The sequence below is a fragment of the Asanoa sp. NPDC050611 genome (assembly GCF_040654855.1).
Taxonomy (GTDB): Bacteria; Actinomycetota; Actinomycetes; order Mycobacteriales; family Micromonosporaceae; genus Asanoa.
The window spans coordinates 1-11,287 of record NZ_JBFAIU010000254.1 but is presented as its reverse complement, the minus strand read 5'-3'; the positions used below and the strand labels follow the sequence as shown (position 1 = coordinate 11,287).

The 11,287-nt window shown below is 70.2% G+C and carries 11 protein-coding genes and 1 pseudogene; 6 read left to right on the top strand and 6 right to left on the bottom strand.

The genetic code is table 11. The features are described from left to right. On the bottom strand, positions 1-891 hold an 891-nt coding region (locus tag AB0H87_RS30020), incomplete at its 3' end, for a helix-turn-helix transcriptional regulator (RefSeq protein WP_360152972.1). A gap of 102 nt (positions 892-993) precedes the next feature. Here AB0H87_RS30020 and AB0H87_RS30015 point away from each other — a divergent pair. Next, entirely contained in the window at positions 994-1,932 is a 939-nt protein-coding gene (locus AB0H87_RS30015; RefSeq protein ID WP_360152969.1) for an SDR family NAD(P)-dependent oxidoreductase, read from the top strand. 398 nt (positions 1,933-2,330) lie between these two features. On the opposite strand, the gene AB0H87_RS30010 is transcribed toward AB0H87_RS30015, so the two are convergent. Then, positions 2,331-3,083 carry a MarR family transcriptional regulator gene (locus AB0H87_RS30010; protein ID WP_360152966.1) on the bottom strand — a complete coding sequence of 251 codons (753 nt, stop codon included), beginning with the start codon at positions 3,081-3,083 and terminating at the stop codon, positions 2,331-2,333. A gap of 350 nt (positions 3,084-3,433) precedes the next feature. On the opposite strand from AB0H87_RS30010, the gene AB0H87_RS30005 reads away from it, so the two are divergent. Continuing rightward, on the top strand, positions 3,434-4,693 hold the full coding sequence (locus tag AB0H87_RS30005) for a serine hydrolase domain-containing protein (RefSeq protein WP_360152963.1): 1,260 nt from the start codon (positions 3,434-3,436) through the stop codon (positions 4,691-4,693). 44 nt (positions 4,694-4,737) lie between these two features. Further along, a complete protein-coding gene (locus AB0H87_RS30000) occupies positions 4,738-5,193 on the top strand; it encodes a nuclear transport factor 2 family protein (RefSeq protein WP_360152960.1) in 456 nt (151 codons plus the stop codon). A 173-nt stretch (positions 5,194-5,366) separates the two neighbouring features. On the opposite strand, the pseudogene pheA reads toward AB0H87_RS30000, so the two are convergent. The 4 genes and pseudogenes from pheA to AB0H87_RS29980 form a co-directional block, all read right to left on the bottom strand. Then, positions 5,367-6,278, bottom strand: a pseudogene (pheA, locus tag AB0H87_RS29995) (prephenate dehydratase); the annotation flags it as partial. A gap of 74 nt (positions 6,279-6,352) precedes the next feature. Next, positions 6,353-7,084: an AIM24 family protein gene (locus tag AB0H87_RS29990; RefSeq protein ID WP_360152958.1), complete on the bottom strand. Its 732-nt coding sequence runs from the start codon at positions 7,082-7,084 to the stop codon at positions 6,353-6,355. A gap of 108 nt (positions 7,085-7,192) precedes the next feature. Continuing rightward, positions 7,193-7,552: a metallopeptidase family protein gene (locus tag AB0H87_RS29985; RefSeq protein ID WP_360152956.1), complete on the bottom strand. Its 360-nt coding sequence runs from the start codon at positions 7,550-7,552 to the stop codon at positions 7,193-7,195. Positions 7,553-7,586: 34 nt separating this feature from the next. Then, complete coding sequence (locus AB0H87_RS29980; protein ID WP_360152953.1) at positions 7,587-8,015, bottom strand: OsmC family protein; 429 nt, start codon at positions 8,013-8,015, stop codon at positions 7,587-7,589. 38 nt (positions 8,016-8,053) lie between these two features. Here AB0H87_RS29980 and AB0H87_RS29975 point away from each other — a divergent pair, with 38 nt between their 5' ends. The 3 genes from AB0H87_RS29975 to AB0H87_RS29965 are packed head-to-tail and all read left to right on the top strand — an operon-like array spanning position 8,054 to position 11,085. Further along, on the top strand, positions 8,054-8,704 hold the full coding sequence (locus AB0H87_RS29975) for an NAD(P)-binding domain-containing protein (RefSeq protein ID WP_360152950.1): 651 nt from the start codon (positions 8,054-8,056) through the stop codon (positions 8,702-8,704). Next, positions 8,704-10,296 (top strand): NAD(P)/FAD-dependent oxidoreductase, encoded by a 1,593-nt coding sequence (locus AB0H87_RS29970; protein WP_360152947.1) that lies wholly within the window; start codon positions 8,704-8,706, stop codon positions 10,294-10,296. The genes AB0H87_RS29975 and AB0H87_RS29970 overlap by 1 nt, the downstream gene beginning before the upstream one ends. A 48-nt stretch (positions 10,297-10,344) precedes the next feature. Then, complete coding sequence (locus tag AB0H87_RS29965) at positions 10,345-11,085, top strand: hypothetical protein (RefSeq protein WP_360152944.1); 741 nt, start codon at positions 10,345-10,347, stop codon at positions 11,083-11,085. Positions 11,086-11,287 lie beyond the last annotated feature (202 nt).

Here is an 11,287-nt window from a genome sequence, read left to right as displayed (position 1 = left end):
GTTTCCGGCAACTCGTCGCTGGCCAGCGTCGGCGCGGTCATCGGTGTGCTGGTCGACGAGGGTCTGGGTGCCCAGGACGACGGCGAGGGCGAGGCGTTCGGCGTCCTCGGCGCCCGGCTCGGCGGTGTAGACGGTGATGCGGAGATCGTCGAGGGCGACGACGAGCGTGTCGCAGTCCAGGGTGATGCGTCCGACCGCCGGGTGGTCGACGACCTTGCGTTTCGACGGGTCGGACAGCGGCGGGGCCTGGGCGTCCCACAATTCGGCGAAGCGGCGGCTCTTGGCGGCCAGTTCGGTGATCAGCCGGCGCAGCGAATGGTCGCCGGGGTAGCGCGAGGCGGTCAGGCGCAGGTCGGCGACGAGCCGGGCCTCGTGGTCGGCCTGCTCGACCGCGGTGTGCACGACTCGTGTGGGCAGGCCGGCGAGATTGCGCCAGACGGCGTTGCGTTCCAGGCCGCGCCAGGTCGAGGTGTCGCCCATCAGGGCGTCGTAGGGCGCGTTGGCAAGCACCAGCGTCCAGCTCGCGTCGTAGACGACCACCGGGGTGTGTGCGAGCCGGTCGAGCAGCCGCTGCACGCTCGGGGTGACCCGCGACGGCACCACGTCCAGGCCGGGCGCGGCGTGCCCGGCCAACCGGTACAGCAGGTCACGCTCGGTGTCGGCCAGGCGCAGGGCCCGGGCCAGGGCCCCGACCACCTGCGTCGACGGTGCGGTCGCGCGGCCCTGCTCGAGCCGGGTCAGGTAGTCGGTCGAGATGCCGGCGAGCGCGGCCAACTCCTCGCGGCGCAGGCCGCTGGCCCGGCGGCGCCGCCCGACCGGCACGCCGACGTTCTCCGGCGTGACCCGGTCGCGCCAACGGCGCACCGTACGACCGAACTCCCACGCTTCCACACGTCTAGTCTGCGCGAGCCCGAAGCAGGTTGTCCTGGCCCTGGCAGTCCTACGAAAACCGCACGACTGCCTGAAGGCGCGCCGGGCCCGCAGGCTGAGGCCATGACGTCCACCGAAACCGGAACCGTACTGATCACCGGCCCGACGCGTAACCTGGGTCGCCACACGACGCTCGCCCTCGCCGATCGACGCACCGACCTGCTGCTGGTGGGCCGCGGCGGGCGGGAGCTGACCGCGATCGCAGGCGAGGCCCGGGCCCGCGGCGCGCGGGTCCGCGAGATCGGCTGCGACCTGTCGCGCCTGGCCGATGTCCGCGCCGCCGCGGCCACCGTGCGCGACCTGCTCGCCGCCGGCGCCGTACGCCCGCTGCGCGCGCTGGTCGCCAATGCCGGTGTCATGTCGGGCGACACCCGCCGGGCCTCCGCCGACGGCTACGAGATGACCTTCGCCGTCAACTACCTGGCGCACGCGCAGCTCATCGGCGACCTGCTCGATTCGTTCACCGCCCCGGCTCGGGTCGTGCTGGTCGGCTCGAACACCTACAGCGCCAACGTGTGGCGCCGGATGCTGCACGTGCCGCAGGCCAGGTGGGCCGACCCGGTCGAGCTCGCCCGTCCCGCAGGCGGCGACACGAACCCTGGCAGCACCGAGGCCGGGATCGCCTACTCCAACGCGAAGCTGGCGATCCTGTACTACGCCCACGAGTTGCAACGCCACGTCGGCGCCGGAGTCAACGTCTCGGTGTTCGAGCCTGGCTGGATGCCCGGTACCGCGCTTGGCCGTGGCGCCCCCGAGGCGTTCCAGGCGATCGGCCGCGCGCTGGGCCGTGTTCCGGGTGTGTCGACGCCGCAACGCTCGGGGCCGTTGCTGGCGGCGATAGCCGTGGACGAGAAGTGGGCGCACTTGCGGGACGGCGCGTTCGTGGTGAAGACGAAGCCGACCGACGTGCAGCCGGTCGCCCTCGACCGCGACCGCGAGCAGCGCCTGTGGGCGGCCACCGCAGAGCTGCTGGAACGGGCGGACTCGACGCGAAAGCCCTGACCTTGAGCGTCCACGGGTCCGGTACGACAGGCGTCGTCGTACTACGCAGCATGGTCAGCCCGGCCATGCGATGCAGGAACGTGGACCTCCCCGATCCGGAGAGACCCATGATGGCGGTGAACTGCGCCCCACGGAAATCAGCGGACACCTTTCGCAGCGCGTCGACGGCATTGCCGCCGTCTCCATATGACTTGGCCAGATCGCTCGCTACGGCGACGTGCTCTCGCCGCGTTTGCTCGGCGGTGACGGCGTGAGGGAATTCAACACGCGCGTATGGTGGCAGGCTGATCAACTGCCTATACGCATTTCTTGCCTTCTCCGCGTGGACACCACGCGCGTTCTGGCACGCGAACGGTCTGAGTCGATACCGATTCTGCCCGTAACGACTTAAACGCGGGCTAATTCGCGTTCGCTGCCGGCGTAATGCGACGGCCTGTCGCACGCCGTGCGGAGAACACGTGCCGCCAGTGTTCGGCGGCTTCAATCATGTCGTGGCCGAGGTGCTCGAGGAACTGGCTCATGTCCTCGAGCCGGGCGCCGGCGGGCGTGGCGGTGCCTAAGGTCGCGGCTCCTTGCCGGGCGGCGTCGGCCAGGACGGCGTTCATGCGGGCACTTGCCAGCCAGGCGTGATACCAGACATCGTCGTCGATGACGTAGTGGTCGCGCCGTCGTCGGGGGTCGCGCCGTCGTCGGATCAGCTCCTGCCCTTCCAGCTCGCCGATCGCCTTGGAGATCGATGCCGGGCTGACCTGGAGTCGTTCGACCAGCTCAGCGGCGGTAAGGCTGCCGGTGTCGGTGGCGTAGAGGCAGGCGAGCACTCTGGCCGTCATCCGCGACAGCCCTGTCTTGACCATCAGCGAGGCGAACCGCTCCTCGAAGTCATGGACCGCTCCGGCATCACGACCGTAGGCGTCGGTGATGGTCGGCGCAGTCGGCGACGGGGTCGGCCGGCGCCGGCGAGCGCGCCGCTCGGTGGCCTGGTGTGCCCGATGAGACTGGTAGCCGCCAGGGCCGCCATTGCGTGTGATCTCCCGGATGACCGTGGAGGAAGGTCGGCCCAGGCGTCTGGCGATCTCGGCGTAGGTGACCCCTTCGGCTAGTCCGGCAGCGATGTGCTGGCGATCCTGACGCGTCAGCCGGCCTCCTGGCATTTGGCGGTCGCCTCCTGTCGCTGTCGGGCGTGATGGATTTGCAGGGCCCCGGTGGGCAGTATGCGTTCACGGACATCTCATTGCAACTTTGGCCGAGGGAGAATTGCATTCAGTCTCATGGTCATTGCACTTAATAACGCCCGTTTACCTGCGCGAATTGGCCGCGGTTGAGCTGGCTGAATTGACGACGCTATGAGGGCAACGTAGCCTTTCGTGTGTTCCGAAAATCGCGAGGTACTCGTGCGGAAGGAATGAGATGACCTCGCCCTCCCCCGCCTCGGACGGGGTTGCCTGGACATGCCTTCGGGTCATCTCTTCGATCCCCGAGAAACTCCCACAAAGGAACCCTCATGGCTTCACGCCTCGGTCGACTCACCATCGGCCTGCTCGCGGCCGCCGCGACGGTGGCGACCGGTGTCATCGCGGCTCCCACGGCGTCGTCCTCGGCCGCGGACGCCCCCGACCACGCTCAGGTTGAGGAGGCGATCGAGCAGGCGGTGGCCAGTCGCGGTGTTCCTGGCATGGTCGCCCAGGTCCGTGACCCTCGTGGGTGGTGGTTCGGCACGGCGGGGGTGGCCGACACCCGAACCGGCCGCGAGCGTCAGCAACACGAACGGTTCCGGATCGGCAGCGCCGCCAAGACGTTCACGGCAGCCGTGGTCCTGCTGCTGGAGGCCGAAGGCAAGCTGAGCCTCGACGACACTGTGGAGGAGTGGCTGCCCGGCCTGGTGCGGGGCAACGGCAACGACGCCAACACGATCACCATCAGGCACCTGCTCAACCACACCAGCGGGATCTTCAACTACGGCAACGACAAGGAGGAGTTCGCCAAGTTCTCCGGCCCGGCGTTCCTCGAGCACCGCTTCGACAGGTACACGCCTGAGCAGCTCGTGAAGGTCGGCCTGCGCAATCAGCGCTACTTCCCCGAACCGGGTGACGGCTTCACGTACACCAACACCGGCTACTTTCTCGCCGGGATGATCATCGAGAAGGCGACCGGCAGGACACTCGCCGACGAGATCGAGCGGCGGGTCGTCCGGCCGCTGGGCCTGACCGGGACGTACCTGCCCGGCCTGGAGACGAAGATACGTGGACCGCACCCACGGCACTACTCAACGTTGTTCGCGGCCGAACCCGACGCCCAGGTCTACGACGTGACGGAGCAGAGCGCCACCACCGGCTGGGCGGCCGGCGGCCTGGTCTCCACGATCCGCGATCTCGACCGGTTCGCCAGCGCGCTGCTGGGTGGCAGGTTGCTCCCGCCCGCCCAGCAGAAGTCAATGTTCACCATGGTCGAGACCAAGGTCGAGACGGAAGACGGCACCTGGATCGACCCATGGATTCCCAACACCACCTACGGCCTCGGCGTCTTTTCGTGGGACCTGTCATGCGGCGCGACTGTCTGGGGCATCGGCGGCGCCATCACCGGTGGGTTCACCTTCTCGATGGGCACCCGCGACGGCAACCGCCTGCTCACCACCAACATGAACATCGACCGGTATGCGGATCCTACGTCGATGGGCACGATCCAGTACGTGTTCGAGGCCGAGTTCTGCCCGTCCGGTTCCCGGATGTTGACCAAACCCAGTCCCACAACCACGAGGACGTGATCGTGACTACTGACCAGAGAGTCCCTCGGCGTGCCGCCCTGGCGATGGCGGGCGGTGCCGCGCTCAGCGCGGCGCTGGTGCCCGCTCCCGCCAGCGCTCACGCCGGTGGCCAGCGGCAGCGCTCCATCGCCACCGCCGATGCGCTGTATCGGGCCCTCACCGCCAAAGACCTCGACGCCTTCGCCGCCGTATGGGCACCCGATGCGATCTCCCGGATGCCGTTGACCCCGCCGGGTGAGATCCACGGTCGCGACGGCATCGTCGAAGGCATCGGCTTCTTCTTCATGGTCGTCGGTGAGGTCACGATGACGTGGCAGGTCCGGCCGCTGCTCGACCCCCACGAGGTTGTGTCCACCTGGACGATGGAAGCGCCGTTGCTCGCCGGTGGCGTCTACCGCAACCGGGGGGCGCAGATCATGCGTATCCACGGCGACCAGATCGTCGACAACACCGAGTTCCTCGACACGGCAGCCTTCCTGGCGGCCTTCGGCCAGCACTGAACACCCCGGATGACGCCTGGTGCGGATCTCCAGTCGGCACCAGGCATCAACCGAAGGGATGCGTCCCACTACCGCGAGGGGGTCCGGGCGTTGGCCACCCCTGAACCGTGGCACGCGTTCCCGCCGCTATTTACTGCCCGAATCGGTCTGACGTTGCCAGATGTCCGGGGTGGCTCCGCGTAGTCCACATCGGACTGGCCCGGCGGCGCCGGCACCGGACCGTCGCCCTCCGAGTCGGTCCAGCGATGACGGGGGTACGAGCCGAGGAAGCGCACCTCGGCGCTGACCCGGCGCAGCCCGCGCAGCGCCTCGCCCATCCGGTCGTCGGCCACGTGCCCGGTGCAGTCGAGGAAGAACGCGTAGCGGCCGAGCGCCTCGCCCGTCGGGCGGGACTCGATGCGGGTGAGGTTGACCCCGCGCACCGCCAGCTCCATCAGCACCGCGAGCAGCACGCCGACCCGGTCGTGGGCGATGTAGACGGCCAGCGAGGTGCGGTCGTCGCCGGTCGCCGGCGGCGGGGTGCCCGGCCGGGAGACGAGCACGAACCGGGTGACCGCGTCGCCGTGGTCGGCGATCTTGTCGGCCAGCACCGCCAGCCGCTGCTGGCTCGCGCCGATCGGGGCGCAGATGGCCGCGTCGTGCTCGCCGGTGGCGGCGCTGCGGGCGGCCGCGCCGTTGGAGAGCACGTCGACCACGACCGCGTCCGGCAGGTTGTCGCGCAGCCAGCCGCGGCACTGCGTGGAGGCCTGCGGGTGGGCGGCGACCGACCGGATGCCGGCGAGCGTGGCACCGGGGCGGGCGGCGAGCACGAACTCGACCGGCAGCACCACCTCGCGGGTGATCACGAGCGGCGCACCGGCGACCATCTCGTCGAGCGTGACCCCAACGCCACCGCCGATCGAGTTCTCCAGCGGCACGAGGGCGGCGTCGGCGTCACCCGAGCGGACCGCGTCGAGGGCCTCGCCGACGCTGCGGGCGGGCGTGCGCTGGCCGCGCTCGGCGGCCGGAATCGTGCGCAACGCCTGCTCGGCGAAGGTCCCCTCCGGCCCGAGGTACACATATCGCGTGGGCGGCGTTCCCGGCATAGCCCCAGCCTAGGGCGCCTCCGGAACGGACAAACGGCCCACCCCGTTCGGGGGTGGGCCGTTCCCGTCGTGGACTAGCTGAACAGGCCGCCCAAGACGCCGCCCTGCTGCTGGTTGCCGCCGCCGGCGCCCGCGATGCCCTGCGGGGGCTCCTCCGAGGGCTGCACGACGACGAAGCCCTGGCCGGCGAAGCTCATCGTGAACGCCTCGCCGGTGGACCGGCCGAGCAGCGTGCCGATGCCAAGCTGGTCCGCCCGGTGGTAGCCGGTCTGCAGGTTGGCCGACCAGCAGATCGCCGCCTGCGGGTCGACGTAGGTCGGCTGGTCGACGTTGAGCACGACCGGGGTGCCCTTGGTGGTGATGGCGATCCGGCCCTGGCCGGTGAAGACGCAGTTGAACAGGCCCGCGGAGGACATCATGCCCATGCCCTGGACCATCTTGATGTCGTACTGCAGCGACGAGTCGAAGGCCAGCACGTTGGCGCCGTTGATCGACAGCGCGTCGCCGTGGTCGAGGTCGACCAGGTGGATGTCGGCGGCCCGGTCACCCAGGAACACGTCGCCGCGGCCGCTGACCTTCATCAGCGGGACGCCCTCGCCGGTCAGCTTCTGCTTGAGGAACTTGCCGATGCCGCCGGAGCCCAGCGCCTGGAACTGCACCTGGCCCTGGTAGGCGACCATCGAACCGGTGCGGGCCATGACCTCGCCGTTGAGCTCGATCTTGAGCATCTTCGAGTTCTGCAGCCGAATCCCCGGCTGGTTGGACTCCTTCTCGAGGTTCTCCGCGGAAAACAGCTCGCTACGCATCTGGGCGTTCCTCCATGACCGGGGGTTTGATGTGCTGCCCAAGAGCGTAGGTAGCCTGCGCAAACGGGGCTGCGCAGTGTCGCCAAGCCGACCTTGACGCGGGCCGGGTCAACCCCAACCGAGCTCGTGCAGCCGCGCGTCGTCGATGCCGAAGTGGTGGGCGATCTCGTGCACCACGGTCACCGCGACCTCCTCGACGACGTCCTCGTCGGTGTCGCAGATCGAGAGGATCGGCAGGCGGTAGATGGTGATCCGGTCGGGCAGCACGCCGGCGTAGTTCCAGCCGCGATCGGTCAGCGCGTGGCCCTCGTAGAGGCCGAGCAGGCGGGTGCCGGGCGGTGACCGGTCCTCGACCAGGATCACCACGTTGCTCATCAGCCCGAGCAGCTCTTCGGGCACTTCGTCGAGGGCGTCGGCCACGAGCTCCTCGAACCGCTCGCGACTCATCTCGACCGGCACGGCTCCCATTGTGCCGTGCCGGTCGTGACGGCAACGCCTCCGCTCAGGCGAGCCGGGCGGTCAGCGTGATCTCGGCGCCCGGGGACAGCAGGCGGGAGATCGGGCAGTTCTCCTTGGCACCCTGGGCGATCTTCTGGAACTCGCCGTCCTCGATGCCCGGGACGTCGCCGACGGTCTCCAGGTCGATGCGGGTGACGGTCATGCCGGCGTCGGTCTTGTCGAGGTGCACCTTCGCGGTGGTCTCGACCGAGGTCGGGGTGTGGCCGGCGTCGGCGAGGCCCTTCGAGAAGGCCATCGAGAAGCACCCGGCGTGCGCGGCACCGATCAGCTCTTCGGGGTTGGTGCCCTCACCCTCTTCGAAGCGCGACTTGAAGCTGTAGTTCCCCTCGAAACCGCCCTTGCCGGTGCGGATCGTGCCGGAACCTTCGGTCAGGTTGCCCGACCAGCGGGCGGATGAAGTGCGGATTGGCATGCCCTCGACGCTAGTCCACGCTGGGGCATGATTGCTGGATGCGGATCGGCATCCTGGGCACCGGCGCCGTTGGCCAGACGTTCGGCACCCGGCTACACAATCTCGACCACGACGTCACCCTCGGGGCGCGCGAATCGGGCAATCCACGCGCCGTCGAGTGGGCCGAGGCACACGCGGCCGAGTGCGGCACCTTCGCCGAGGCGGTCGTCGGCGCCGACCTCGTGATCAACGCCACCGCCGGGCAGTACGCGGTCGACGCGCTGGAGATGGCCGGCGGCAACGCGGCGCTGGCCGGCAAGGTCGTCCTCGACGTCAGCAACCCGCTCGACTACTCGACCGGCGAGCTGCGGCTGTCCGTCTGCAACACCGACAGCGTCGGCGAGCAGCTCCAGCGCACGTTCCCGGACGCCCGGATCGTCAAGAGCCTCAACACCGTCAACGGCAGCGTGATGGTCGAGCCGAGCCTGGTGCCCGGCCAGCACACGATCTTTGTAGCCGGCAACGACCCGGAGGCCAAGCGCGTCGTGGTCGGGCTGCTCGGCGAGTTCGGCTGGCCCGCCGCCAACGTGCTCGACCTCGGCGACATCAAGGCATCCCGGGGCATGGAGATGTACCTGCCGCTCTGGGTCTCGATCCTGCGCGCCGTCGACGGCAACCTGGCGTTCAACATCAACGTGGTTCAGGGTTGATGGCCGCGTACGACGTCATCGTCATCGGTGGCGGCCACAACGGTCTCGTGGCGGCGGGCTACCTGGCCCGGGCCGGGCGCCGGGTGCTGGTGCTCGAACGCCGTGACACCGTCGGCGGCGCGGCGGTCTCCGAGCACCCGTTCGGCCCGGACTTCACCGTCACCAGCCTCTCCTACGTGGTCAGCCTGCTGCCGGCGGACATGGTCCGCGACCTGCGGCTGGCGGAGCACGGCTACCACGTCTACCCGCAGGGGCCCTACTTCGCGCCGCGGGCCGACGGGCGCTACCTCCGGCTGCCCGACGAACCGGCCGAACGGCACCGGGAGATCAGCCGGTTCTCCGCGCGGGACGCCGACGCGTACGAACGTTGGGAGTCCTGGCTCTCGCATCTGGGCCGGCTCGTCGGCCCGCTGCTGCACGAGATCCCGCCGAAGCTCGGCTCGAAGCGCCCGCTCGACCTCGCCGGCCAGGCGGGGCTCGCGGGGCGGCTGCGCCGCGTCGACGTGCGCGCCGCCGTCGACCTGACCCGGCTCTTCGCCGCGAGCATCGCCGACCTGGTGGAGGACCGCTTCGAGTCCGACGCGATGCGCGGCCTGCTCAGCGTCTCCGGCGTGATCGGCACCTGGGCCGGCCCGCGCAGTGCCGGCACGGGCTTCGTCACCCTGCACCACCACCTCGACCAGACCGGCGGGCAGCAGGCCGGCTGGGGCTTCCCCCGCGGCGGCATGGGCGGCGTCACGCAGGCGATGGCGGCGGCCGCGCGTGCCTTCGGCGCCGAGATCCGGACCGGGTCGGCGGTCGCCCGGATCGACACCCGCGGCGGCGCCGTCGAAGGCGTCACCCTCGCCGACGGCACGGAGCTGCGCGCGCCGACGGTCATCACCACCGCCCACCCGCGGATCTCGTTCCTCGAGCTGCTCGACCGGCGCGAGCTGCCGGCCGACTTCGTCGCGGACATCGAGGCGTGGCGCAGCCGCTCCGGCACCGTGAAGGTCAACTTCGCGGTCGACAAGCTGCCGACCTTCACGAGCCATCCCGCGTACGCCCCGGAGGTGCACGGCGGCACGATCGTGCTCGCCGACTCGCTCGACGAGATCGAGCGCTCGTTCCAGGAAGCCGTCGGCGGCACCCCGGCGACGCTGCCGTTCGCGGACGTCTGCATCCCGTCGGTGTTCGACCCGACCCTGGCGCCCGAGGGCAAGCACGTGGTCAGCGCGTTCACCCAGTGGGTGCCGCACACGTACGCGGCCGAACCGCACGCCGCCGAGCTCGACGCGTACGCTGACCGGCTGGTCGCCCGCCTCGAGGCCGTGGCGCCCGGGTTCACCGACTCGGTGCTCGGCCGCCAGGTCATCGGTCCACACACGATGGAGCAGGAGTACGGGCTCGTCGGCGGCAACATCTTCCACGGCGAGCTGACACCGGGGCAGATGTTCCACTGCCGGCCCGCAGCCGGCTATGCGGACCTGCGTACCCCCATCCGGGGTCTCTATCAGGCGGGCAGCGCGACCCACGGCGGTGGCGGCGTGACCGGGATCCCGGGCCGCAACGTCGTCCGGCAGGTCATGCGCGACCGGCGGCGCCGATCTTGATCAATTGACGACTGCTGCGGGTGACCGCGCCATGGCATGCTGATGAGCATGTCCACAGAGCCCGCCACCCCGGCCGTCGTGGAGTTCGGTGAAGGCGATCCCGCGACCGACCCCGACGTCTCCGAACGGTTCGGCGATCGGCTGCGCCGGTTCGGCGCCGACCGGCGGGTGTGCCTGACCGTCGCGGTGCTGGCCGGGGTCGCGGGCGTCGCCTCGCTGGTCGCGCCCTGGTACGTGACCTTGATGCCGTTCGGCCCGCCGGGTCCCAACGGCGAGGACACGGAGGCGCCCTTGTCGCTGTACCTCGCGGACGGCGGCTCCCTGGGCAGCGGTTACGTGTTCGGCCTGCTGGCTTTGGCGATCGCCAGCGTGCTGGTGCTCCTCGGCCCACCGGCCGCCCGTCGGGTCGTGCGGCTCGCCGGGCTCACGCTCGCGGCGGGGCTGCTGCCCGTGCTGGTCGGATTGAGCCTGACCTTCGGCAAGTCGGGCTACGTCAACTTCGTGGGCGCACAGTTCAACATGGAGCTCGACAGCGGCAGTGGCCTCACCTCCGCATACCTCGCCGTCGTCCTCGCCGGCCTGGCCCTCTACCTGTCCGGGCTGCGGCCCGCGAGCGTCGGCCAGGCCGCACCACCGGCCGCGGCGGCGCCCGACCGGGTCTGGCAGCCGAGCCGCGCCACGCGCGACGAGACGGCCGCCGAGGTGGCCGCCGCGGCGCCGCTGGACCTGACCGTCTCGCCGGCCCGGCCGTTCACGCGACCGCAGGACGACGGCGGCCCCGACCGCTGATATACCGCGCGACCCCGCACAACCGGCCCCGGTAGTCTGATTTACCGTGATTGACCTTCGACTGCTCCGTGACGATCCCGATGTTGTGCGCGCCAGCCAGCGGGCCCGGGGTGAGTCCGAGTCCGCAGTCGACGAGGCTGGACAACGGGCTCGACCACACCAAGCCCAACAGCTTCGGCCCCGGCGGCCTGACCAGCCTGGA

What these genes read in the sequence shown, in the direction of transcription:
- AB0H87_RS30005 (WP_360152963.1), top strand. Translation starts at nt 3,434, where the DNA reads ATGGCTTCACGCCTCGGTCGACTCACCATCGGCCTGCTCGCGGCCGCC.
- AB0H87_RS29980 (WP_360152953.1), bottom strand. Translation starts at nt 8,015, where the DNA reads ATGCCAATCCGCACTTCATCCGCCCGCTGGTCGGGCAACCTGACCGAA.
- AB0H87_RS29985 (WP_360152956.1), bottom strand. Translation starts at nt 7,552, where the DNA reads ATGGGAGCCGTGCCGGTCGAGATGAGTCGCGAGCGGTTCGAGGAGCTC.
- AB0H87_RS30000 (WP_360152960.1), top strand. Translation starts at nt 4,738, where the DNA reads ATGGCGGGCGGTGCCGCGCTCAGCGCGGCGCTGGTGCCCGCTCCCGCC.
- AB0H87_RS29970 (WP_360152947.1), top strand. Translation starts at nt 8,704, where the DNA reads ATGGCCGCGTACGACGTCATCGTCATCGGTGGCGGCCACAACGGTCTC.
- AB0H87_RS29965 (WP_360152944.1), top strand. Translation starts at nt 10,345, where the DNA reads ATGTCCACAGAGCCCGCCACCCCGGCCGTCGTGGAGTTCGGTGAAGGC.
- AB0H87_RS29975 (WP_360152950.1), top strand. Translation starts at nt 8,054, where the DNA reads ATGCGGATCGGCATCCTGGGCACCGGCGCCGTTGGCCAGACGTTCGGC.
- AB0H87_RS30015 (WP_360152969.1), top strand. Translation starts at nt 994, where the DNA reads ATGACGTCCACCGAAACCGGAACCGTACTGATCACCGGCCCGACGCGT.
- AB0H87_RS30010 (WP_360152966.1), bottom strand. Translation starts at nt 3,083, where the DNA reads ATGCCAGGAGGCCGGCTGACGCGTCAGGATCGCCAGCACATCGCTGCC.
- AB0H87_RS29990 (WP_360152958.1), bottom strand. Translation starts at nt 7,084, where the DNA reads ATGCGTAGCGAGCTGTTTTCCGCGGAGAACCTCGAGAAGGAGTCCAAC.